At 60.7% G+C, this 22,252-nt stretch carries 19 protein-coding genes and 2 pseudogenes; 7 read left to right on the forward strand and 14 right to left on the reverse strand.

Features of this window, described 5'->3' with window-relative positions:
* Nucleotides 1-466: 466 nt before the first annotated feature.
* Nucleotides 467-1,258 (reverse strand): annotated as a pseudogene (locus tag C7I87_RS31190) (IS110 family transposase); the annotation flags it as partial.
* 143 nt (nucleotides 1,259-1,401) lie between these two features.
* Between C7I87_RS31190 and C7I87_RS31195 the strand changes: the two are divergent.
* Genes C7I87_RS31195 through C7I87_RS31205 form a run of 3 tightly spaced genes read left to right on the forward strand, consistent with a single transcriptional unit; the run spans nucleotide 1,402 to nucleotide 4,999 of the window.
* Nucleotides 1,402-2,634, forward strand: coding sequence for a site-specific integrase (locus C7I87_RS31195; protein WP_149907814.1), 1,233 nt, complete (start codon nucleotides 1,402-1,404; stop codon nucleotides 2,632-2,634).
* The gene (locus tag C7I87_RS31200) at nucleotides 2,631-3,998 is read left to right on the forward strand and encodes a tyrosine-type recombinase/integrase (protein ID WP_246696466.1); all 1,368 of its coding nucleotides are present in this window, start codon (nucleotides 2,631-2,633) and stop codon (nucleotides 3,996-3,998) included. Before C7I87_RS31195 ends, C7I87_RS31200 begins: the two co-directional genes overlap by 4 nt.
* On the forward strand, nucleotides 3,995-4,999 hold the full coding sequence (locus tag C7I87_RS31205) for a site-specific integrase (protein ID WP_149907815.1): 1,005 nt from the start codon (nucleotides 3,995-3,997) through the stop codon (nucleotides 4,997-4,999). Before C7I87_RS31200 ends, C7I87_RS31205 begins: the two co-directional genes overlap by 4 nt.
* Nucleotides 5,000-5,445: 446 nt before the next feature.
* On the opposite strand, the gene C7I87_RS31210 is transcribed toward C7I87_RS31205, so the two are convergent.
* The 5 genes and pseudogenes from C7I87_RS31210 to C7I87_RS31230 form a co-directional block, all read right to left on the reverse strand.
* Nucleotides 5,446-6,645, reverse strand: a complete 1,200-nt coding sequence (locus C7I87_RS31210) for an IS91 family transposase (RefSeq protein WP_149907816.1) — start codon at nucleotides 6,643-6,645, stop codon at nucleotides 5,446-5,448.
* Between the two features lie 11 nt (nucleotides 6,646-6,656).
* A complete protein-coding gene (locus C7I87_RS31215; protein WP_188394061.1) occupies nucleotides 6,657-7,538 on the reverse strand; it encodes a tyrosine-type recombinase/integrase in 882 nt (293 codons plus the stop codon).
* 167 nt (nucleotides 7,539-7,705) lie between these two features.
* Nucleotides 7,706-7,957 (reverse strand): annotated as a pseudogene (locus C7I87_RS31220) (IS110 family transposase); the annotation flags it as partial.
* A 343-nt stretch (nucleotides 7,958-8,300) separates the two neighbouring features.
* On the reverse strand, nucleotides 8,301-8,729 hold the full coding sequence (locus C7I87_RS31225) for a hypothetical protein (protein WP_246696467.1): 429 nt from the start codon (nucleotides 8,727-8,729) through the stop codon (nucleotides 8,301-8,303).
* Between the two features lie 10 nt (nucleotides 8,730-8,739).
* The gene (locus C7I87_RS31230) at nucleotides 8,740-8,940 is read right to left on the reverse strand and encodes a hypothetical protein (RefSeq protein ID WP_149907819.1); all 201 of its coding nucleotides are present in this window, start codon (nucleotides 8,938-8,940) and stop codon (nucleotides 8,740-8,742) included.
* A gap of 87 nt (nucleotides 8,941-9,027) precedes the next feature.
* Between C7I87_RS31230 and C7I87_RS31235 the strand changes: the two genes are divergently transcribed.
* Nucleotides 9,028-9,708 carry a ParA family protein gene (locus C7I87_RS31235; RefSeq protein WP_149907820.1) on the forward strand — a complete coding sequence of 227 codons (681 nt, stop codon included), beginning with the start codon at nucleotides 9,028-9,030 and terminating at the stop codon, nucleotides 9,706-9,708.
* On the forward strand, nucleotides 9,705-10,115 hold the full coding sequence (locus C7I87_RS31240) for a hypothetical protein (RefSeq protein WP_149907821.1): 411 nt from the start codon (nucleotides 9,705-9,707) through the stop codon (nucleotides 10,113-10,115). Before C7I87_RS31235 ends, C7I87_RS31240 begins: the two co-directional genes overlap by 4 nt.
* Nucleotides 10,116-10,178: 63 nt before the next feature.
* Here the strand turns inward: C7I87_RS31240 and C7I87_RS31245 are convergent, their stop codons facing one another.
* Nucleotides 10,179-10,919 (reverse strand): hypothetical protein, encoded by a 741-nt coding sequence (locus C7I87_RS31245; RefSeq protein ID WP_210250675.1) that lies wholly within the window; start codon nucleotides 10,917-10,919, stop codon nucleotides 10,179-10,181.
* Nucleotides 10,920-11,391: 472 nt separating this feature from the next.
* Between C7I87_RS31245 and C7I87_RS31250 the strand changes: the two genes are divergently transcribed.
* Together C7I87_RS31250 and C7I87_RS31255 are read left to right on the forward strand one after the other, a co-directional pair.
* Nucleotides 11,392-11,805, forward strand: a complete 414-nt coding sequence (locus tag C7I87_RS31250) for a MobC family plasmid mobilization relaxosome protein (protein ID WP_149907823.1) — start codon at nucleotides 11,392-11,394, stop codon at nucleotides 11,803-11,805.
* Entirely contained in the window at nucleotides 11,802-14,045 is a 2,244-nt protein-coding gene (locus C7I87_RS31255) for a relaxase/mobilization nuclease domain-containing protein (protein ID WP_149907824.1), read from the forward strand. The genes C7I87_RS31250 and C7I87_RS31255 overlap by 4 nt, the downstream gene beginning before the upstream one ends.
* A gap of 738 nt (nucleotides 14,046-14,783) precedes the next feature.
* Here C7I87_RS31255 and C7I87_RS31260 read toward each other — a convergent pair.
* The 7 genes from C7I87_RS31260 to C7I87_RS31290 all read right to left on the reverse strand — a co-directional run bounded on the left by C7I87_RS31260 (nucleotide 14,784) and on the right by C7I87_RS31290 (nucleotide 22,234).
* Nucleotides 14,784-16,940, reverse strand: coding sequence for a type IV secretory system conjugative DNA transfer family protein (locus C7I87_RS31260; protein WP_149907825.1), 2,157 nt, complete (start codon nucleotides 16,938-16,940; stop codon nucleotides 14,784-14,786).
* A 12-nt stretch (nucleotides 16,941-16,952) separates the two neighbouring features.
* On the reverse strand, nucleotides 16,953-17,978 hold the full coding sequence (virB11, locus tag C7I87_RS31265; RefSeq protein WP_149907826.1) for a P-type DNA transfer ATPase VirB11: 1,026 nt from the start codon (nucleotides 17,976-17,978) through the stop codon (nucleotides 16,953-16,955).
* Complete coding sequence (virB10, locus tag C7I87_RS31270) at nucleotides 17,975-19,447, reverse strand: type IV secretion system protein VirB10 (protein WP_149907827.1); 1,473 nt, start codon at nucleotides 19,445-19,447, stop codon at nucleotides 17,975-17,977. Before virB10 ends, virB11 begins: the two co-directional genes overlap by 4 nt.
* A complete protein-coding gene (locus tag C7I87_RS31275; RefSeq protein WP_149907828.1) occupies nucleotides 19,448-20,251 on the reverse strand; it encodes a TrbG/VirB9 family P-type conjugative transfer protein in 804 nt (267 codons plus the stop codon).
* Nucleotides 20,248-20,958: a VirB8 family type IV secretion system protein gene (locus C7I87_RS31280; RefSeq protein WP_149907829.1), complete on the reverse strand. Its 711-nt coding sequence runs from the start codon at nucleotides 20,956-20,958 to the stop codon at nucleotides 20,248-20,250. Before C7I87_RS31280 ends, C7I87_RS31275 begins: the two co-directional genes overlap by 4 nt.
* 80 nt (nucleotides 20,959-21,038) lie before the next feature.
* Complete coding sequence (locus tag C7I87_RS31285; protein ID WP_149907830.1) at nucleotides 21,039-22,046, reverse strand: TrbL/VirB6 family protein; 1,008 nt, start codon at nucleotides 22,044-22,046, stop codon at nucleotides 21,039-21,041.
* Nucleotides 22,046-22,234, reverse strand: a complete 189-nt coding sequence (locus C7I87_RS31290; RefSeq protein ID WP_149907831.1) for a hypothetical protein — start codon at nucleotides 22,232-22,234, stop codon at nucleotides 22,046-22,048. The genes C7I87_RS31285 and C7I87_RS31290 overlap by 1 nt, the downstream gene beginning before the upstream one ends.
* Nucleotides 22,235-22,252: the final 18 nt, after the last annotated feature.

Below are 22,252 nucleotides of genomic sequence, written 5' to 3' on the forward strand. Positions count from 1 at the left end.
TCAATGAACCGTCCAACTTTACGGGGTCAGTTCAGACCTGGGGTGCAATGCACCGTGAAATACAAGCTTCGCGCTTCCTGGAAAGACGAAGGTGATGGCGTGGTCGCTTTCTCCAAGGGACCTGATGGCTGGCAAGTGGTGCAGGTTCAATGATCGTCGGACTGTGAACGTCTTCTGTGGATGGCTCCCGTATTGCAAGAGGTAATTCGTTGTTCTGGCGCGTTGGTCGGGTGCAGTCTTCTGTCCGGCCTGTTGATGCAGCCATTCGAGACTGCTGGCCCTGATGGGGTCGGCGAACTGGGTCCCAATCTGCTTATCAGGCTATGATGCCTCGGACATTCGACGGGTTGTCCCTGTTCCCGGCCTGACCGGTCTCGCCATCACATCGCGTCGCTCTCACAATCTCATGGAGCCGATCGATCGGCTCGATCTGATTTCTGCTTCAGAGTCTCGTCTTCTGCGCAACTTACGCTGCAAGGTTCGGAGCATGACGCGCTTGATAGGTTTCGCCGCGCGTCATGATAGCCCAGACCACGCGGGCCATCTTGTTTGCCATGGCTACGCTCGCCACGCGAGCTGGCTTCCTGGCGAGCAACGCGAGGAGGCGCGGATCCGCAGCCTCGGGCTTATGCCTTGCCCGTCGGATCAGAGAGGTCGCGCCGACCACAAGGAGCTTTCTCAGATACCGGTCGCCCATCTTGGTGATGCGGCCGAGCCGATCCTTGCCGCCGCTCGAGTTCTGGGAAGGTGTTAGCCCGAGCCAGGCGGCGAACTCTCGACCCGAGCGGAACTGTCCCGGATCGGCAACGGAGGCCGCCAACGCTGTAGCCCCTACCGGACCGATACCGGGGATCGTCGACAAGCGTCGTGCGACGTCGTCGGTTCGTTGGAGGGCACTGATCGAACGGTCGATCGCCTGGAGACGAACATGGGTGTCGAGCACCTGCCCGCACAGGAGACTGAGAACTTGCGTTGCCATTGCCGGCACTTCCGGCGTCGCTTCCTTCGCGGCGATCTGGCGCGCCAGCCTGAGCGCCCGCTCCAAACCTTGGGGAATGTCGATGCCGAACTCAGCCAACAAGCCGCGGATCATGTTCACGAGTTGCGTGCGCTGCTTGACCAGAAGATTGCGGGTGCGGTGAAGCGACAGGGCGGCCTGTTGCTCGGCCGACTTCATCGCCACGAAGCGCATGGTCGGGCGTGTCACCGCTTCGCAGATCGCTTCCGCGTCCACCGCATCATTCTTGCCGCGCTTCACTAATCGTCAGGTGCTCAAAATGCGAAGGAACGCGGGATGGAGACAGAAAATCCGCGTGTTTTTGGTGCCGACTGACGGCTTTGCTCCGCATTATTTTTTTCCGACGAACCTCTGTGGTCGTTTGACCAACAGAGGAATGATTGATGTTGAAATCCGAACACGAACTGCTCACTGAGCTGAAAGCAGCGCTGACCAACCGCCAATACAGTCCGGTGGCGATCAGAAATTACTGCGCCTATGCGCAGGAGTTCCTCGATTATCTCGTGCGCCGAGGAATTCCAGTCGCAGACGTGACCGAAGACCTGGTAGAGCGATATCTGCACCATGCGACCGCACTATTCCGGAAGCGTCGTGGACGAAAGCCCAGCAAGCGCTGGCACGAAGTCCCGCAGTCTGGGATTCACGCGCTACTAAGGCTTGGGCAGGGTCAGTGGCCGCCTGCTCCCAAAGTAGTCTGCGCCGCTGACGCGTTACGGTTTACGATCTGCAGCGAATACGAAACCTGGCTTCGCGAGGAGCGTGGCCTTGCCCAGGCCAGCATCGAAGCGTTCTTGTGGGAAGCCCGCTACTTCCTTGCTTGGCAACTCGACCGGAGCGGAGTCGAGGGTCTCAGCGGAGTAACCGTCGGCGACATCGACAGCTATATGGACCTGCGGGGCTCGAAGATGACGCGCAGTTCGCTGAAATCCACAGCGGAGCGGCTTCGTTCGCTGCTGCGCTACCTTCACAGGACTGCCCGCGTCGCGGCAGATCTGTCGCCACATATCATCTCGCCGCGGCTCTATGCTTATGAAGGGGTGCCGTCGATTCTGGAGCGCGACCAGATCACCGCGGTTCTGGCAAGCACGGGCATTGACACGACGGTCGCCGGTTTGCGGGACCATGCGATATTACAACTCCTCGCCACCTATGGGCTACGAGCCGGCGAAGTCCGTAATATGCGGATCGAAGACATAGACTGGCGGGCCGAAGTCGTTCGTGTCCGTCACAGCAAAACGCAAGCCTACACGCTCCTTCCCTTATTGGAGCCGGTTGGCGAAGCGATCCTTGCTTACTTGCGGTCTGGACGACCCGGGACCGATGCCAGGGAAATCTTCATCCGTACGCGCGCGCCCTATCGCAAGCTCGACAAGCTATATAGCCTCGTTCGGCGGAGGCTCCGGGATGCCGGCGTCAAACCCTTGGGCAAGTGCGGGCCCTACACCTTCCGTCACGCTCGTGCGACCGAGTTGCTGCGCGCGGCAGTTCCGAAAAAGGTAATTGGCGATCTGTTAGGACATCGCTCGACCGGGTCGACAGACCCCTACCTCAAGCTTGCCACCGAGGATCTGAGGGCCGTCGCTCTTGATGTGCCGGGAACGGAGGTGCTGGCATGATCTCCCGTTGGCCTGATCCCGATCGCATGCGCATTGGCAGCTATGTCGCGAGCCTCGATCTGCGGAATCTCAAAAGCCGCACCTGCTATCAACAGGTCCTGCACAGCTTCCAGGATATCGTTGAACGGCATGGGATGCTCGACCAACAAGCGCTGCAGGCTTGGCTACGAGAATTAGCGTCTCGCTGGGCGACATCCACGCTCCTGCATCGCACCCGCATCATCGACCGGTTCCTCGACCACCTCCGGGCAACCGGTGCAATCGATCACAACCCTGTCGAAGCTCTGCGTGAGGCATGTCATATAAAGCAGAGCATGCCGATCTGGCGCGCGTTGATATCGTGTAATCCAGAAGAGGCTCTTACCAGACTGCGCCAGCCCAAACCGTTCGGCAGCGTGCTGGGCGAGGTTATGGCTGAGCATGTCGCCATGATGCGCCGCAGGGGATACAAATATACGTCGCAACCAGTGCGGCTCCTGGAGTTCGACCGGTTCCTGCAACTGAACCCGCAACTGGAAACCGAGCCGCTGAGCGTCATGATCGATCAATGGGCGGCGACGAAAGGCGCGCGCAACCATGCCTATGAGCGCGAAAACCTTGAGCGCCTCTTCGCAAAAATCCATCGGCGTCGCGATCCGTCAGCTCCTCGGCGCCGGCCGGATCCGAGACCCCAAAGGGAGATCCGCAAGCAGTGGCGAAAGCCTCATATCTACTCTCCCGCCGACGTGCAGCGAATGCTCGACATTGCCCGTTCGTATCCCTCGCCGCGGGCAACACTTCGTCCCTTGACCATCTACACCATGCTGTTGCTGGCCTACTGCGCGGGTCTGCGGCGGGGAGAGTTGGCCAGGCTCGATCTCGGTGACGTTGATGGCGGTCACGGCACCATCACGGTTCGGCAGACCAAGTTCTCCAAGACCCGAATTCTGCCGCTTCCTGACAGTGTAGTGACCGAACTTCAGGCCTACATCGCAGCACGGCGTGAGGCCGGCGCGTCGCAGGATCCGCACTCCGCCCTGTTCTGGCACGTCCAGCGCAGGTCCCGCTATACGCCGGAAATGATCACCTGGTTACTCACGGACGTCGTACGCCGTGCCGGGTTGAAGCCACTGCAAGGGCAGTTCGGGCCTCGCGTTCATGATCTTCGGCACTCGATGGTCGTGAACCGTATCCTTGAATGGTACCGTCTGGGGATCAACCCGCAGGATCGATTGCCGTTCCTTGCAACCTACCTTGGCCATCGGGATATCAACTCGACCCTGATCTACATCACCGTCACCCAGGACTTGCTGCATCTCGCGAATGAGCGGTTCAGGGGCGTGGGCGCGCCATGCCTCAATCTCGAACGGGAGGTGCGGTCATGAGCAAGACCAATACGTTCCCGGAACTGATGCGCGCGTTCTTCTACGAATGGCTTGTTGAGCAGCGCAATGCGTCGGTCAACACGGTCCGTTCCTATCGCGACACCTGGCGGCTCCTCCTCCGGTTCGTCGCTGATGGCGCGAAAAAGAAAGTCGCGATGATCTCGCTGGCCGATCTGACTGCGGCGCAGGTCACGGCATTCCTGAGGCACGCCGAACACGACCGCGGCGGTACGATCGGTACCCGTAACTGCCGGCTTGCCGCAATCCGCAGCTTCTTCAACTTCGTGGCGACCAGGGATCCCGCATTGATCGCGCAATGTGTCGAAATCCTCAACATCCCGATCAAGCGGGCGCCGGTATCGGAACCCTGCTATCTGGATCCACCGGAAGTGGCGGCAATCCTTGACCAGCCAGACCGATCGACTCTCGAAGGCATGCGTGACCATGCGCTGCTCTCGTTCCTCTACAACAGCGGCGCGCGAATCCAGGAAGCGCTCGATATGTGCTCCGGGGCAATCCGGTTCGAAAGTCCCAGTTGCGTCCGACTTACGGGCAAGGGCCGAAAAGAGCGTATCTGCCCGCTTTGGCCGGAAACCGTGATACTGCTGGAAAAGCTGCTTGCCCGGCAGCCTCGGGCACCGGACCAGCGGTTGTTCGTCAAGCGCTATGGTGAGCCGCTCAGCGCTTCGGGCGTCCGGTTCAAGCTTTCTGCTTATGTGAAGGCGGCGGCTGAGACCATGCCATCGTTGCAAACAAAGCACGTAACACCGCACAGCTTCCGCCACGCCACCGCCGTTCACCTCGTGTCGGCCGGCGTAGACATCACGGTCATCCGCAGTTGGCTTGGGCATGTGAGCCTCGACACCACCAACCACTACGCTAAGGCTAATCTGGAGACGAAGCGAAAGGCACTGGAACAGGTCGCCGTGCCAGCGGCGACGGTTCGTTCATCATCCTGGAAACGAGATCCGAGCATACTCGCCTGGCTCGATACGCTGTGAAATAATGCGAAGGAATGTTGGGCGATAGCGCTGACAAACAGCCGATCTGCGTACGTTCCTTCGCATTTTGAAATCCTGATGATTATGCAGAGCGTTTTTAGCTTGGCGTCGCGCAGAAAGACGGGTGGCGAGAGCGCGCTGTGGCGGATCGCGACGGTGAGCTAAAAACGTGTTGGACTAAGCCGCCGGCACGAGTGGCCGCTATGGGCGTTCAATTGAGCCGCGCCCGCTAACAGGTACCGCGTGGCGGTGCGGACGCGGCGATTGCAGGGGTCGCATGCGTTGAAAGCCGCCACGGACATGGGTCCCGGCAAAGTAAGGACCGGCGCCGCGCCTCGCGGGGAGAGGCTGCCCAGGGCGACGGCGCGCATCTCCGCGGGACCGGTCCGGTTTTTCCAGCCGAACGGCCCGTGCAAATACGGTGATGATGAAGCTGAGGGCTCCTTTCATGACGTATCCCAGTATGGCGGGAGCCCGGTGACGCCATCGAAGACTTCGATGACAATCATCTGCCCTTGATGACAGGCCGGGCATCGCCGGAGGGAATGCCCGGTAAGGTCCTCGTAGCGGTCGCGGTAGTCCTTCGCGGAGCCGCTGTTCGACGCCTCGGGAACCGGCATGCCGAGCAGGTCGCGGCAGCGGGCGAGCTTTTGCGCGCGATGGCGATTGCCGAGGAAGCCGTAATAGCGGATGCGATGGAAGCCTTCCGGCAGGACGTGTAGCAGGAAGCGACGCATGAACTCGTCGGCCGAGACGGTCATGACCTTCTGCCGATCACCATGCCGGCAGTCCTTCCAGCGGAAACGAACGGCGCCATCCTCGATGTCGATGAGCCGGTTGTTGGAGATGGCGACGCGGTGCGTGTAGCGGCCGACGTAATCGAGGACCTGTTCGGCTCCGGCAACGGGCGGCTTGGCGTAGATCACCCACTCGGCCTTTCGAAGGGGCGCCAGGTAGCGCCGGAAGGCGTTACGGTCGCTCAAGGCCTGCAAGACAGAGAAGAACTGCAGTTGGTCGGCCGCGAAGGCTTTCTCCAGATGCTCCAGAAACAATCGTCGGAACAGGCGTGAGAGCACGCGGACCGGCAGGAAGAACCCGGGCTTGCAGGCGATCCATCGTGTGCCGTCCGGCGAGAACCCGCCACCCGGGACGACGCAGTGCAGATGGGGATGGTGCAGCAGGTTCTGGCCCCAGGTGTGCAGCACCGCGAAGAAGCCGATCTCGGCGCCGAGATGCCTGGGATCGGCGGCGATGGCACGCAGGGTCTCGGCCGTGGCGCGGAAGAGAAGACCGTAGACGAGCGCCTTGTTCTGATAGGCGATGGCGGCAATGGGTTCCGGCAGCGTGAAGACGACGTGAAAGTACTGCGTGTCGAGCAGTTCGGCGCGACGATCCTCGAGCCACTGCGCGCGGGCCAGCGATTGGCAGCGGGGACAATGCCTGTCGCGGCAGCTGTTGAACGCAATGCGCCGGTGGCCGCATTGACCGCACGCTTCGACGTGCCCGCCGAGCGCGGCGGTCCGGCACAGTTCGATCGCCGTCATGACGCGGCGCTGGGCGGCCGACAGCGACGCGTCATGCTGCGCACGATAGGCTTTGCCGTAGCGGCGGAAGATGTCCGCCACTTCCGGCCCCGAGCGGGCCATCGTCGCGCCGCTCAGAAGTATTGCGGCTCGGCCGGCGGCGGCGGGGTGGGAACTGGACGCGGCAAGAGCTCGAAGGGGCTCGACGTGGCGCAGACCTTGTTGGTGGCGATGCGCAGGTAATGGGCGGTGGTCGCGAGGCTCTTGTGACCGAGCAGCAGTTGAATGGTGCGCACGTCGGCGCCGGCCTCGAGGAGATGGACGGCGAAGGCGTGTCGCAAGCTGTGCGGCGTGACCGGCTTGGTCAAGCCGGAGCGGTTGTGCGCTTTCGCGCAGGCTTGTCCCACCGCCTCCCTGGTGATCGGCTGGCCGGCACGATCGCCGGGGAAGAGCCACACCTCCGGCCGGCGCATCTTCCAATAGTTGCGCAGGATCTCCAGGTGCTTCGGCGACAGCATCACATAGCGGTCCTTCTGGCCTTTGCCCTGCTCGACGCGGACGACCATCCTCTGGCTGTCGATGTCGGTGGGCTTGAGCTGAACCGCCTCCGAAATGCGCAAGCCGGCGGCATAGCACGTGGTCAGGATGGCGTGGTGTTTGACGTCGAGCACGCAGCCGAGGAACCTTAGAACTTCCTCGGGACCGAGGACGATCGGCAGCTTTTGCGGTTTCTTCGGAAGCGGGAGAACCTCTTCAGGTGCCCAGTCCCTTTCGAGCGTCACTCTGTAGAGGAAGCGCAGCGCCGCGATGGCGGTGTGGATCGAACCGGGCGACAGCTTCTTCTCGTTGGTCAGATAGACTTGGTAGGTCCGGATGTCCTCGCGCCCGAGCAGGTCCGGCGACTTGCCGAAATGGCGGGCAAACAGCGACACCTGTTGCAGATACGAGAGTTGGGTGTTGAGCGCGAGGTTGCGTACCTGCATGTCCTCGCTCATGCGCTGGCGAAGTTGGGTCATGACAAGCTCCTTTGTCCGATGGAATGGGCTGCAAGCAGCCATCCCATGCTCGCCCAATTGGAGCTCCTTTTGCACCCATGGCCGGTGCCACGGACGACGTCATCAAGATCGCGCCGTCGCCCAGCGCCTCATTGCCGCTCCGCGGTTCGCGGAGCGGGTTAGTCCAAACGCACATAAGGCTTCACGTAGCTCGGCGGCATCAAGCGGACCTCATGGCCGAGCTCCGTCAGTTCTCGAGCCCAGTGATGTGACGTCCCGCAGGCCTCGATCCCGATCAGGCAGCGCGGTAGCTTGGCGAAGAACGGCAGGACCTGCGACCGCCGCAGGGCCTTGCGCACGACAACGCCCCCAGACGCGTCGACGGCATGAACCTGAAAAATGCGCTTGGCCAGATCAAGGCCCACGGTGGTAATCTGCATGGCGGATGGCTCCTTTGCTCGGGTTGCCTGACAGCAACCCACTGTGGCACTCAGATGCCGGGAGCGGGAGCCATCCACCTCATCTGCTTTCCGGGGTCGATCAGCAAACCGCGAAATCCTTCCTGCAGTGATCGCCCGCTGGTGGCACCTGGCTTCTTCCACCCGCAGTCCGGTCCCGTCGAAGGAGCTTCTTCTGTGTCGCCGCAATTCCCATGGCCAAAGAGCCGGAGCCGGAGCGCGCCCCCAATAGCGCCGTAGGGACGGCGGAGGCCGGAGATGATGGCCCGCTAGCAGTTCCGGCGCTATACAAACCATGTACGGTGCATGGCCCGGGGAGGGACGCTCACTTGTGCGGGGTACAGTACACGCCTTGGGATTCCAAAAGGACGGCGCCGCCTTTCAATTCCGTCAGAGCGCCAACCCAGGCGTCGGAATAGGTGCGGCTGGCATCTACCGCCGTCAGCCAGATGACCCGATTGTCGGCAAGTTCCACCTTGACCTCGCTTTGCAGAGGACTGGCTTGCACTGTTTGCTGATAATGCCGCTTGATGCGGACATTCCCGTTCGCAAACTCGATGTTGTTGTTGTCGTAATTGAGCAGGAATGGAGCATCTCCTTTGGCCAGCTTGCAGGAGCCGTCGCGTTCACACACAATTTTCGCCGCCGTCTCGCAATCCCATCGTAGTCCGGCGGGCCACATCGGATTGCCGCCGCTCTTGGACTGATCGCCTTGAGCGGCGGCGCCGACGCTCGCAGCCGCCGCTGCGGCCACCAATATCTCCCTAACCATCCGCTCTGCACGCCTCGCTGTTAGGCACGATCAAAATCAGATCGCGCTGGCGCATCATGCCGACGGAGGCGAGAGCGCTGTAATGCGCCAATGTCGCGGCTGCCGCATCAAGAGCGGCGTCGCAGCCGTCTCGCACCGAAATCTCAGCTAAAGCTGCCCTGAAAATGGTTGCCTTGTCCGGTTGATCGCTCATAAATTGACACTACACTTTGGGTGCGGCTATGACAATTGCTTGGGAGGCGATTGACATAAAAGCGGTTCATCAGAGGTCCCCTGAACTATGATCATATCTGCCGCTATCGCCAAAGGTGGCACTGGCAAATCGACCCTGCTGCGCGCGCTCGCATCGGTTGCTCTCGAGCGCGGCTACGCGGTGACCCTCATAGACGGCGACGTTCGCCAGAACATGAGCCGTTGGGCACAGATGCTCAAGGAGGCCGGCAATCGTCCCGAGACACTGCAGCTCGTCAGCGCCACGACGCCGCGCGAGATCCTCGAGGCAGCAGAGCTGCACAATGGCGATCGCTGCGTGGTGCTGATCGACACCGAAGGCACCACGAATGACAATCTCATGGCCGGGCTATTCGCCGCCGACATCGTCGTGGTGCCGATCTTTTTCGCGCTCGACGACGTCACCGCCGCAATCCAGATCACTGACCACTACATTCCGCTCGCGGTCGAAACGCGTGGGCGGCCGCTGCCAGCCGTGTTTGTCCTTACAAAACAGACCATCATCGATGCGAAGGCGAGAGCATTGACAGAACTGCGCGCAATCATTCAGGCGAACGGCACGCCGATCGCCGAACATGCGCTGCAAAACCGTGTTGCCTATCGGGACCTGCAAAGCGGACAGACACTCTATAGCCCCGATCAGCCTGATGCGAAGGCAATTGCCGAAAGTGAAGGGGTCTTTGATGACGTTCTCAAGACCTTCATCGAAGCAATGAGGAAGGCCGCATGACCGAGAAAAGCACACCCGCGACACAAGTCGACAAGAAGGCTCGCATGATGCGAGCGATCTCCACACAGCCGCCGACGCTGCCGAGCATGTTCATCGCTCCGAAATCCGATCCCGCCCCCCAGAGACTTACCGCCGCATCATCGGCGGCACCGGAGCTTGAAACTGCATCGGTGCCGCCTAGCCCGGACTTCCGCAAGATGCTGCGACAGGGCCAGAAGAAGGATCCGGTTGCTGGCAAAAGGATTCGCGAAGAGGAAATGGTACGCTGCGGCTATTACCTTACGGCCGGGGAGCAGCGCCAATTCAAGCTGCTCGCGATCAGCAACGGTCACAGCATGACCGAGTTGCTGCGCAAGGCGGTGCAGGACTACATCAAGACCCACAAGCACAAACTGCCGAACGATTAGCAGCGCGTCTGGCTGCTAATGAGGGCCGCCTGTCTGTGCGGCCTCGGTGACGGAATTCAATCGCTAGAGTTTGGAAATCTGCCGTCTCCCGAATGCACGCACTCCGCCTGCTTGTGGTCGGTCGGGGAGTTCAAGCTTTGGCGCTTCTGGAGAAGGAATTGCCTTGTAGGCTTCGATCTTGCGTTGCCAGTCATCGGCAGCTGCACTTGCCGTCGGCTCGTCAACATAGCGTTCGCCTTCGACAATCGCGCCCGCATCTGATTGCGGTGATGTCCCAGGAAGCGCGGGGGCCATCTTGTCCCACGCGAAGCCCGCAGCAATGATGGGAGCCAGTTCTTCACTGGAGCCGCTGAGAATCACCTTACGCCCGTCTTTGAAGACAACAGCCGCCAAAGTTTTCTGACCGTTTTTTGCTGCCTGAGCGCCCATAAGCGCACCGAGTGGACCTAAAATTGCCGCGCCAGCAAGCCCGTACGCCACGGCGCTGCCCGTTGTGTTGTCTGTCGAGATAAGTTCGGCGCGCGCTATATCTCGCAACGCGACTTTTTCCTCCCGCGTAAACCCCACACGAAACTCCATGTGGCTCGGCCGCGGGTTAAACACGCCACCGCATTTAACCAACATTCCGGTGGGCCAATCACCACTTATGACTTTGAGCATTTCCCGCTTCTCGTTCTGCGTGCGGATCAGTGTGCGCCCATCTCGGCGACAAAAAATTAAAAAGCCAACGGAGATCAAATCCTCATAGCATTCGCAGTTAATAGAGGGAAAACTAGGTTGGTCATTCTGTACTATGATCAACAATGGAGCACACTGCTCATCGGACAGGTATCTGAGGCAGTCCTGAATTTGATCTGACAGGGCGAATTGCCTCTTTGAAGCGACATTCCGAACAGTCGGTCACCCCTATCTGCGATGACCACCCCGAAGCCGCGATCTTGCAACCGACGCATCTAGCTCACGCGAGAGCCCCGGCATATTTCCCGCTCGTTGCGATTTGTCTCCATGTTAGCATAATGATAGCGCAGCAAGGAAACATGTTACGGCAGAAAAATATCAACGATGGGACTTGTCGATAAGTTAAAACAATGTCTTCAAGGACAGATGTTTCTATGACCCGGACGTCCAGCTTAACGGCGAGTTGGTGCTAAGGATGCCGCTATATCAGTGTAGGTATTGCTATGAAGGTTCGATTTTGTATTTGGCAGGATAGCCTTTTTTGTGTTACACACGAAAAAGGCGGCGCGGCCCAGGGCCTTAGCGCCCGCAAGCGGGCTTGAAGATGCGACCCAAAAACCACGAAACAGAAACCCAGAATGCATCCCGTCGCTATGGCGAGGTCCTGCACGTGCGGTTCTCAGGCGTCGAAATGGAGCGGCTGCGCGCCATTGCTGATCGGGAGTCGGTGACGGTCAGCGAAGTCGTTCGCCGCCTTGTGAGGACCGAGGCTGGCTTTCTTCCGGCTGCGACGGGCGAACTGCGACCCTCTATTGAGGAGGCCACCGACCAGCTTCGCCGTGTGGGTGTGAATTTCAATCAGGCGGTCCGCGCCATGAATGAGGGCCGGGTGCCGTATGACGAAGACCTCGAGCGTGCCTTGATCGCCGTTGGCGAACTCGTGCGACGGTTCCGGGAAGAATTAAAGGCGATGATTGCGAGGCCGCGCAAACGAAGGGAGGTCAAGGCATGAGCGGCCGCCTTGCCGGATATGCTGCCGAGATCGAACGCTATTTGCGCATACCGGGCGCTGGCGACCTCGAGGAGGACCTTTATGATGACAAGCTTTTGAAATCCAGCCGTCGAGAGACGGCCGATCTTAAAGCGACGAACTTGCATGCGAGTGGCGTCGCCGCAGGGCGCGGGCCTCTGCCCCAGGTTGGCGGGAAATGGTCGACGACGAGCGCGAACCACTCAGGAGCGAGCCCCGGCATCACAAGGGCCCCTGTTTCGGCTACAGGCCGGGGAGGGGTCGTCCGCGCGATACCGCTGTCTGCTAGAGCGCAAGGCACCGGCGAAAGTTTGCGTTCCATGGACGCCAAAGCGGCGATAGCGATCTTTCGCCTCGCACTCGGAGCTCTCGTCAAGGAAGAGGAAGAAGAATGGCGGCGCCGAAGCGGTGGCGGCGGAAGGTCGGACGCGCTCCCGTCCGCTCGACACCTCGCGCGGCCGACGCGTCAGGCGAGGGCCGGTGCCGGACGCGCGGCCTACGCCGCCGGCGCGCAGCCGGCGGTGTTCAAGGTCTTGTCGAGCGCGGCCAATGGCAAGCAGGCCGCCGCCCTGCTCGCCTATATCGGCACGCGCGAAACTGAACTCGGCGGGAAGCGTGACATCGAGATCTTCACCGATAGCGGACAGGGGCTCGCCAATGCGGAGGATCGTCGTGGCTTTCTGCGTCAATTCAAGCAGACATTCGAGCCGCAGCTTGAGAATACGAATTTCATCGAAGTGCGGTTCGAGCTCGGCGGCGACGTCACGGACGAAGCGCTTTCCGCTGCCTTAAATGCGGCCTTCGGATCGAAACCGTCCGTCTATGCACGCAAGGGCAACACCGTCAATGTCTATGGCCACACCGAGGAACGCGCCGGACCGCTTGCCAAGGTTCTTGCGGCCGGGCGTGCAAATTCGCGCAGCAAAGCGCTCGACAAGATCGAAGCCGGCTTGCGCGAAGCCATGAGCAAGGCCGGCATTCGCGCGGCGCCCGAAGTGACGGCGGCCGTCGGCAACGAGCGTAAGGCGCAATATTTTCTCCAAAAGTTCATTCGGTCGCACAAGCAGGTTCGCCAGCCGAATGGGCAGGAGGTTGCCACCAACCAGCCGAGGAAGGCAGCCGCAGCAATCTATGAGCAATGGCGGCCGCAACTGTCCGGCCGGGAGCGCCGCAACGTCTATCACCTGCTCTTCTCTGCTCGAGCCGGCACGGACCCGCATGCCATCATGGCGGCCGCGCGTGCCGTGCTCGAGGAGCGCGCGCCAGGGCACAAGTTTGTGCTCGCACACCATGCCGAGACGAAGCACGTCCATATCCACGCCATGGTGCAGGCCCGGTCGGCCGACGGCGAGCGGCTGACATTCTACAAGGCGGATCTCCATGCCTGGCGGGAAGCCTACGCGGAGCAGGCGCGCCAACACGGTATAGCGATGGTGGCAACCCGCCGATATGATTACGCGACGAGCCGACCGTACACGAAGGAACATGCAGGCGCCTACAAACGCGCGCAGAACGATCCGCGCTACCAAGTCAGTGACAAGACGGTCGCGCGCGTGGAGGATAAGCGGCAGCGTCGAATTGACCGCGGATTGCTCGTCGCCAGTGGCGCGGCAATCGCCGGCATGTGGCAGCAGACCGCCGCCGTGATGCGGGCGGCTGGCGTGACCGGCCAAGCCCTGGCTGCAGCCGAGGCGATCGGCAACCATGCGCTCCAGATTCATAGGAAAGGCGAGAAGCCGGCCGCTGCTGCCGCGGGACCGCGGCGATCGTCGTTCTTGTCCCATCCCGGCATGAAAGAATTGACCAGGCTGATAGGAGCTAGCGAAATGGCACAGACACCTTTGGAAATGCGGCAGAAGATGGCGCGTGTGAACCAGGCGTTGGATCAGATGCGAGACACGCTCCCCAACGCCGAGCAAACCCGTTTCGAGCAATACCGCGATGGCGTGAACGACAAGATGCACGATCGTCTCGCCCGCCTCCAGTACGAGCAGCAAAAGGGCACAGGCGGAGCCGGGGACGCCGCGCCGGAAAGAGCAGCCCGCGGCCGCGATTTGCCGACCCGAGAAGATACGCGTCAGCCCGAGACGTCGGGGCGGCAGGCCGAGAAGGTACGACAACGCGTTCAGCAGCAGAAAGACTCAGCCAAGCAAAAGGGACGGCAGGCCGACGAGCAGGACCGCAAGACGCAACGTAGCCAGGGCGACGAATACGAGCGCTAGCACGGCTGCCGAAGGGGCCCTTTTGGAGCAAAGACATGCAATTCGGTAATTTGCATATCAGGCTGCCCCGGCATGAGTCCGAAGTCGCTGTAGCATTTGAGGTTGTTTCCGAGGCGGCTGATCTTCCGGGGCGCTGGAGCGTTCCGACTGGGAGCCGTCCGGGAGGCGAACTCCACCGCTATGGCACTCAGCACATCGGCCGGCGCAATCCTCGCAGCCGCCGTCCCGCCATCGGGCAGGTCTCGTCATCCCGGCACGGGTATATGCGGCGCTTGCCGCCGCAGAGTTGACAGGTCATGACGGTAGCCCCCCAGAGAACAGAGCGGGGGGCAGCGCACTGGTTCCGTCGTTCCGCGAAGTCTGCTCACCTTGCCGGTCGCCGAAGTTGGCCGACGTAAAGAGGAGACACCTGCCCAGTGCATGGGCGCGTAACGTAATGATCCAATTTGCCCAAAGGCGCGCGGAGGCGCGGAGTCTCACTCCGAAGACCTCGGAACTGAGGAGTTAAGAAAAAGGCCGGGCTCAAACGGCCCGGCCAAAAGAAGGATCGAACCTTCAGAGGAGCGGTCCAGAGGCTTGGGAGCGAACACTGAACATTCTCCTTGTGACTTGGTTTTGAGTGATTTTCGACCAAGATAATTCCAAAGGTTGGGCGCTAGGCGGAAATATTTTCGCAATGGAGCATGGTTACATTCCGGCGAGGGCCGTTTCGCCTTGCCGACGGGGCGCTGGTAGAAATTACTCGTCCACGACGTCCGGCAGTGCTTCTGCAACGATGCTTAAATTGCGGTCGAATGTCTCGGCGTCCGCCGACTGCGGACGGAAAGATTTGGCCTGACCGAGAATGGCCGCAAGCATAGCCTCTTTTTGCGGCGAGATCCTGGTCGACGCCGCGCGGGCCGCCAAAGCCGAAAAATCGACGGCGTTTGGCGCTGCGGGCGCCACCGTTGCCGGCGGGACGAGGGACCCTTCAGCGCCCGCCTTTTGCGGCCGACGGCGAGGGGCTGGGTGGTCGGCACGTCCGACTTTTGCAGCGAAAGTCGCACCGCGCTGCAGCCGCGAGTGTGTGATGCCGGAACGATAGCGTGGCCCAACCGGCACAATCGACTGGACAAATGGGGAGGGGAGGGGAGCGGTGGCAGCGACGGGTTTGGCGGGAATTGCGTTCGCACTTTCTGGCAGCTCCATGAAAGCGCGCTTGGAGAGTTCACGATCTGCGAAATAGAAATTGCGGGTTGCAAGGATTGCGTTTTCGCCACGCGGCAGAATGACGAGCTTGCTCTTGTCCATGGTGCGGATTTCGTCGGGGCGCATGAGCGGCCGACGCACTTGCCTGTTGTGAACGGAGCGCGTGTAATAGGTGTCGAAAAGGCTGGCCTGGGTTCTGGTGACGTCCTTCTGAGATTCGGAGGTTTCGCCTATCTGCTCGGAGACGTAGCGCAGATCATCGGTCTCTTGGGCGCCGAAAAAGATCTGGACTCGGGCAGCGTTGATGAGCGTTTCGCGGCTTTCTTTCCGGTAGATCTCATCGACAGATTTTAGGGACTGTACGAAAAACCATATCGGCACGCCGTGGCCGCCAAGGACCGTCGCCATGTCCGTTACTTTCTCAAGCTTGCCCAGGTTCTGAAATTCATCCAGCAGGACAAGCACCTGATGCTCGCCGGGGCGTGGCATGGATTCGGACATGAAGTTCATCATCTGCGTGATGAGCACATTGAACAGCGGGCCGAGGGAAGCCATCTGCTCGCGCCGAAAATCGAGATAGAGCGAGACCCGCGCGCTCTTGAGATTGCGGATGTCGAAGGAGCTGCGCGAGGTTGCCCGCATCAGCCGCTCGTTCAAGAAGGGCGCCATTCCGGTTCGAACGCCGGCATAGAGACCGGAAAACTGCTTCTCCGCCATATCTGCGTAGGGCAGAAGCGTCTGCAGCGTAAAATCGGACACTTCATGCCGGCGGTTGTCGCGCAAGCTCGCCAGGAACTCCAAAATGGGCTCGTCGGTGCCGTTCATGATCTTGAGGATGGTGGCAAAGCTGCGGTTCTCGTCGGCGATCTGCGGGGACTCCATCACGTAAGAGGCAATGCCGGTGAAGAGGAGGCGCGCATCGTTGACCCAATAAGGATCGGCGTTCGCAGGTGGCCGCGGAAAGAGTGCGGCCGCCATGTTGCGTAGGTCGATGTCCCGCTGAGCCGAATCGAGGGAAATGAAGTCCATCGGATTATAGAAAGCGGTGTTGCCGTCGCGGTCGGCCGGCGCGAAGCGAACGACCTGGCTGAACGTGGCCCGGTGGCCGGCTGTCGCTTCGTAAGTCTCGCCGCGAAGATCGAGCACGACAAGCGAATGTGGCCACATCAGCGCGTTGGGAATGATCAGCGCCGCGCCTTTGCCCGACCTTGGCGGTCCAATGACGAAGCCGCCCACGTCGTCGCCGTCGATCCAAAGTTTCTTGCCGCCACGAAGTCTCGGCCGCGTCAGGCTCAATTTGCCCGTGCGCCGGTCGCGGTGCGGTGCAAACAGATTGACCAGTCTGCCGCCGGCCCGTCCGATGAAGATTCCCCTCGGCTTCAGCAGGCCAGCCCGGCTAACGTCCGCCATTGACATGAATTTCGCGTCGTTGCGCTTGGGCGGCCGCATAAGAAATGCGATGACGAGCGGCAGGACCAAGCCGAATACGGCTGCGGCGCTGGCGTATTCGACCTTTGCGAAACTTCCAGCTTTCAGGTCCGTCCAGGCGTAGCCGAAGACTGGCCGTGGGTCCGCATTCAGGCTCTCAAAGAGAAAATGCGAACCGGTCCTGTACCAGTCCGTAGCCGCGTATGCGACCAAAAACAGCAAGGCGCCTAGGGCCACAGCCATCAGCGTCAAGAAGATCCTGCCAGCGATCTTTTCCATAATGCGACCTCGTCAAATCGTCTCCGCCTTCGTGAACTTGATTTCGCTTATCGATCGGCGTCCGCCGTCGCCGCGCACCATCTGCACCACGACTGGGATCACGTCGCGCAGGTAGTCGAGAATCTCGTCACGCGAGAGCCCGACATTGCTTTGCATGACCATGAGCGCCAAGCGCTCATAGGCCGAACGGGCGGAATTGGCGTGAACGGTCGTCAGCGAACCCGGATGGCCGGTATTGATGGCTTGCAAGAACGAAAATGTCTCGACACCGCGCAGTTCGCCCAGCAGCAGCCGGTCGGGCCGCATTCGCAGCGATGCCTCGAGAAGCTGTTGCGGCGTGACCTTGGCAAGGCCTTGGTCACCTTTCGAGGCAAGCAGGGTCACAGTGTTCAACGTCGCCGGCTTGAGTTCGCGCGTGTCCTCGATGGTTATGATGCGCTCATGAGAGGGGATGACCTTCAACAACGCGTTGAGGAAGGTCGTCTTGCCGGTGGACGTGCCGCCGGAGACGATGAGCGAAATCCGATTGCGAACCGCGTATTGCAGAAAGTCCAACGGCGAGGTGTCATGCAGCATCTCGACGAGCTGCCTTTCTTCGGCCGAGAGCGCCAGGCCACTTCCCATCTCGGTATGTTCGAAGGCGCCCATCCTTGCGTAGTCCCCAAGGGTCATGTCCATGATGACCTGCTTGCGGATGGAGATCACGCCGCCATCCGGTGCGGCCGGCGGCAGCACGCATTGAAAGCGCTCGCCTGATGGCAGCGCGGCTGACAGGACTGGCGTGACTTCGTTGACGACTTGGTTGGTGGCCGAGGCGACGCCGACCGAGACCGAGCGAATCCAGTTTTTGGTGAGCTCGCGTTTGACGACGTGCTCCATGTCCTTTGTGCCAAGGCACTCAATGAAAACTTCGCCGGGTCGGTTGATGGCGATTTCCGAAACCGTTTCTTCCTCCATATAGGGCCAGATCGGTTCCAGTTCGGCGCGCAGGACCGGCGCCCGCGCCCAGGGGTCCGGCACAGGCTGCATGACATTCATTTGGCCGGATTCCCGTAGCCTGGATAATAGGGACCAGCCTCAGCCTTCGGCGTCATAAACAGCGGCGTCGGATCGAGCGCCTTTGCCGGCTTTCCGCCGCGCTTCAGTCGAGCCAGCTCCTCCTGCACCGGATCCGCATAAAGCTCGGAAAAATCCAGATCACGGCGAACGAAGACGACGATCGGCGTGCCCTGGTCCACGTAGATCGTCGGCGGAATGTTCTGTGTGTCGCGGAATGCCTCTTGTGCCAGCTGTTGCAGGGCCGTCGAGGATTTGTCGAAGGCGATGCTGCGGGCATCGCGTTGCGAACCGGAGCCGCCATAGGTGGTGGTGACTGTCTGCCCCGTGACGGGGTCGACGGTTGTCACCTGACGTTGCTGGCTGTCGTTGCCATTGTCGGCGAGCGAGGACAGATATTCCGAAACGCCGCCCACCACGGAAAGCATGATCGCATTGCCATAGCGTTCAAGCCAGTGCGTATCGACGCGGCCACCGAGACCGCCCCGTCCGAGACGGTCGGCTCCGGGCGAGGCAATGTCGACCGAAACGCCGTCAGAACGGATGACCCGATTCCAGACGATGAAAACACGCTTTTGCCCGCGCGCGATCCCCGAACGATACTCACCGGTCAGCCGGGAGCCCTTCGGGATCAGAATGCGGCGGCCGTCGAGCGAATAGACGTCTTCGCGCGCGACCGCGCGAACCATGCCGGGTAGATCGGTGTTGATGGCGGTTTCCAGAAATCCGCGGATCATCGTACCTTCCGGGATCAACGCATCGGTGCGGCGGAAAACCCGTGCCTTGGCCATCGCATTCGAATGTGTTTCCGATTGCGCGAGGAAAGCCTTGTTGGGATCGGTATCGGCCCCTGGCACCGGAACAAGCTGACCGTCAGCGGCGATTTGTGCCTGGGCCGGCTGATCGTGCGCGGCGGCCGCGCTCTCTTGCTCGCTGGTAATCATCTGGTTTGACCGCAGGCGCTCCCACATTGCCTTTTGGCGCTCAGCCTCCTCGGCCTTCCGGCGGGCCTCCTCGTCGGCCGCGGACTTGCGACGGGCCTCTTCCTCTTCAGCTTTGCGGCGAGCCTGTTCGGCTGCCATCTGGGCCTCGACTGCACGCCGCTGCGCGTCGAGATCTTCGCCTTGCTGGACCGTCTGATCCACATTGTCGGCCTGCTGCTTGTTGGCTTCCCCTTCCGCAGGCGGGGGAACAACGATTTGATCGATTGTCTTGTCGGCCGCTTGTGGCGTCTCGGCCAGCGCCGGCGGACGAAATTCGGGCGGGTTGAAATTCTCGCCAGAGTTCGAGGCGACAGCATGAGACCGCGGCTCGCGAGGCCAATTGACCCAGATCAGCGCGATCGCAACAGTCAGCCCTGCGACGACCATGGCGACTTTTGCGCCCATTCCGGCATAGCGTCGAGCGACGGTCGGGCCGCCATCGAGCTCATTATAGTCGATGTTGCTCACCTATCTCCCCCTTGCGATCGGGGAAGAGAAGGGGCCGGACCCGCGCACCAGCTTCTTCGGCCCGTAGACGTCGGAGACAGGATCGGCCTTCGATGGCTGCGCTCGATTGTAGAGACAGAGCGTTTTCCCGTCGGCCCTCAGCGTGAATTGCCGGCCAATCTTGTCAATGATCGTGTATTTTCCCTGGGTCCGCTGATTGACGAGTGATTCATGGCCTTTTTCGTCGACGACGAAGATGGCCGGGATATCCCCTGTGAACTCCAGGAACATCTTGGTGCCATCATCAAAGGCGACGCGGGGTTTCAGGCTATCGTCCCCGCCATAGACGTAATTGTAGTTGAGATCGGCATAGTTGAGGTTCTTGAGATCGGGATCGGCAGCGCTTTTCTGGGCCTGGGAAAGCAAGCGCGCGTTTTGATCCTCATCCGGATATTTGAACCGGACTTGGAAGGACGCACGGTCGCGATCGCTGTTGGTGGCTTTGAGCAGCAGCGAATAGACGCGCCGGTCGGTAATGACGTTGACATTCGTCCAGGCGTCCCGTTCGAGCGGCTTGATGAAGAGAAAGCGCGAGCCGCGTTTCGGCACGATCGACCAGCCTTTCGTGTCGCCGGCCGAGACGGTTTCAATGACCTCGGACGGGCTGAGCTCAATCATCGTGGAGACGCCGAGCGCGGCATTGACCGCCGTCACGTTGTCATTGTCGAAAGGCACGTAGCGGATACGATAGTCGCGCGCGGCAGCGCAGCTGGCCGAGCCAAGCAGGATCAGCAGGGAAAGAGCAGCCCCGATGTGGGTCTTCATTGCGAGCTCCCTGCCGTCGGCGCGGACTCCTGATCGCGACGGTATTCCATCACCTGGAAGCCAAGCGGATTGTCGAAGCGCCACTCGTTTTTCATGGGCGTCGTCGTGTAACGGAACTTGACCACGGCCACCCAATTGTCGGTCGTCGAGGAGTTCTCGCGACGCGTCATGGTCGAAAACCGCACGGACGCCGTCGTGTTGTTGAGCAGCGACACCGACTTGACGTCGACGGAGATGGTGACGTTGCGACCGTAGATCTTGTCTAGCGACTGCGCGTTGGACGGTGTGTAAGCCCAAGTCAAATCCTTGGCCGCCGTTGCTGTCGAATAGAGCTGCGCAAGATCGTAGTTCTGCTTGATCTCGCGCGCGTCATAGGTTTCGCGCGCGCGGATATAGCGAACGAGATTGGCGGCCGTGACCGCCTCATTTTGCGACAGATCGCCCGGTTTGAGCGCGCGCGCAATTTCGAGATAGCCGGTCGCCTTGTCGACCTCGATCACATAGGGCTCGAATTGCTTGAGCGGAAGGATCAGGACGAGCGTCAGCAACGACAGGCCTGCAACCACACTTGCGACGCCGCTGACAAGCCAGGCCAGCGTGCGCGAGCGTCTGAGAGACCGGTGTGTGTCGTCCTCCCACGTCGCACCTGCTTCATAGTAGCGGTTGTCGACCGGTCTGCCGGTCTCGGCGGCTATGCTTGCTGGCATTTCTGTCACTTTACTTTCGCCCCATTTCCAAATTCCCGCGGCAGCCACAAAGCCGCGCTGATCAGGTCGATGCCTGCGATCTAGGCCAATGGTCTCGCGTTATCGCGCGCCGCTTGCTGAATGGATGATCGAGCCGCCTCGTTACTGCGGGACGGCCTGAGCCGCTGCCAACGATTTGCAGCGAACCGCGCTCCGGAATAGCGGGCAACATTGCCCAGGACATTTCCATAGGAACGGTATGCTCCGACTGTGCTGAGATAGCCGCCGCCGTTCAGTATCGAGGCGATTGCCGGGATTTGCATGAGCACATAGATGCCGATGATCGTGACTAGGACGAGTGGCAGGACCATCGACATCTTATTGTCGACGCTGGCACCTCCCGACGTGGCAGTGTTCAAGGCAAGATTTACGAGAGAAAAATAGAATCCCAGGAAGCCATATATGAGGATCTGCTGGATGATCAGGTACGTGGTCAGCGAAATGAACCCCTCGCTCATCCGGGTTGACCACCTGTAGAGCCAAAGGACAATCCAGACCGGTGCCAGCGCCAAAGTGATGAACAGCATGATCTTGGCCGCGATGATTGCCGCTATTGCAAGCGCCGAAAAGATGATGGCGGCCAGAAGCACGATGGTAGAAAGCAGCGCGCCGAATATGTCGTAAAAGGTGCCGCTGTAGACCTGATTGGCAACATCCTGGGCACCTCGGTAGAGATTGTCGATCAGTGCCGGGATCGCATCTTGATCCGAGAGCTGGTTGCCCGTCGCGCGCGATACGGCCCCGACGATGACCTTGCCGATTTCGCTCGGCACCGCCTGCACGAGCTTGTAGATCGTTTCGGAGAACGTGCCCCATCCATTCAGCAACAGATAAATGACCACCGCACGACCGAGGCGATACGCCGCGTCAATCGGAGAAATCGTCTCGCGGCCGCTGAGGATCGAGTATCCCCACCAAACGATATAGACGGTGAGCATGAGCGCGTAGACATTCCCCAGCGCGTAGCCGAGCTGCATGTAGACGGTGGAAACAAAGCCCTTTCCGACGTCATCGATGCCTCCCAGAATGCTTGTCGCCAGCCCGTTCATTAATCCTCGACAACACCATCGAACGGCGTGGCGTTGACCGGCTTCAAGGGTCCGCAGCTTGCGTCACCCACATAAGCCAGCGGCGCGCACGGCGCTTTAAGCTCGCGACCTGGCCTGGCGCACCCGCCCACCGTGACGCTCGTCACCGCGACGGCGACCACGGCGACCCACCGCCACAAAGCTGCCATCGATTTCGCTCGCGCCGT

This window comes from Mesorhizobium sp. SARCC-RB16n (assembly GCF_008520305.1).
Lineage (GTDB): Bacteria > Pseudomonadota > Alphaproteobacteria > Rhizobiales > Rhizobiaceae > Mesorhizobium.

Coding starts and splice junctions, on each gene's coding strand:
- C7I87_RS31195 (WP_149907814.1), top strand. CDS start 1,402: ATGTTGAAATCCGAACACGAACTGCTCACTGAGCTGAAAGCAGCGCTG.
- C7I87_RS31200 (WP_246696466.1), top strand. CDS start 2,631: ATGATCTCCCGTTGGCCTGATCCCGATCGCATGCGCATTGGCAGCTAT.
- C7I87_RS31205 (WP_149907815.1), top strand. CDS start 3,995: ATGAGCAAGACCAATACGTTCCCGGAACTGATGCGCGCGTTCTTCTAC.
- C7I87_RS31210 (WP_149907816.1), bottom strand. CDS start 6,645: ATGGCCCGCTCGGGGCCGGAAGTGGCGGACATCTTCCGCCGCTACGGC.
- C7I87_RS31215 (WP_188394061.1), bottom strand. CDS start 7,538: ATGACCCAACTTCGCCAGCGCATGAGCGAGGACATGCAGGTACGCAAC.
- C7I87_RS31230 (WP_149907819.1), bottom strand. CDS start 8,940: ATGAGCGATCAACCGGACAAGGCAACCATTTTCAGGGCAGCTTTAGCT.
- C7I87_RS31235 (WP_149907820.1), top strand. CDS start 9,028: ATGATCATATCTGCCGCTATCGCCAAAGGTGGCACTGGCAAATCGACC.
- C7I87_RS31240 (WP_149907821.1), top strand. CDS start 9,705: ATGACCGAGAAAAGCACACCCGCGACACAAGTCGACAAGAAGGCTCGC.
- C7I87_RS31255 (WP_149907824.1), top strand. CDS start 11,802: ATGAGCGGCCGCCTTGCCGGATATGCTGCCGAGATCGAACGCTATTTG.
- C7I87_RS31260 (WP_149907825.1), bottom strand. CDS start 16,940: ATGGAAAAGATCGCTGGCAGGATCTTCTTGACGCTGATGGCTGTGGCC.
- virB11 (WP_149907826.1), bottom strand. CDS start 17,978: ATGAATGTCATGCAGCCTGTGCCGGACCCCTGGGCGCGGGCGCCGGTC.
- C7I87_RS31275 (WP_149907828.1), bottom strand. CDS start 20,251: ATGAAGACCCACATCGGGGCTGCTCTTTCCCTGCTGATCCTGCTTGGC.
- C7I87_RS31280 (WP_149907829.1), bottom strand. CDS start 20,958: ATGCCAGCAAGCATAGCCGCCGAGACCGGCAGACCGGTCGACAACCGC.
- C7I87_RS31285 (WP_149907830.1), bottom strand. CDS start 22,046: ATGAACGGGCTGGCGACAAGCATTCTGGGAGGCATCGATGACGTCGGA.
- C7I87_RS31290 (WP_149907831.1), bottom strand. CDS start 22,234: ATGGCAGCTTTGTGGCGGTGGGTCGCCGTGGTCGCCGTCGCGGTGACG.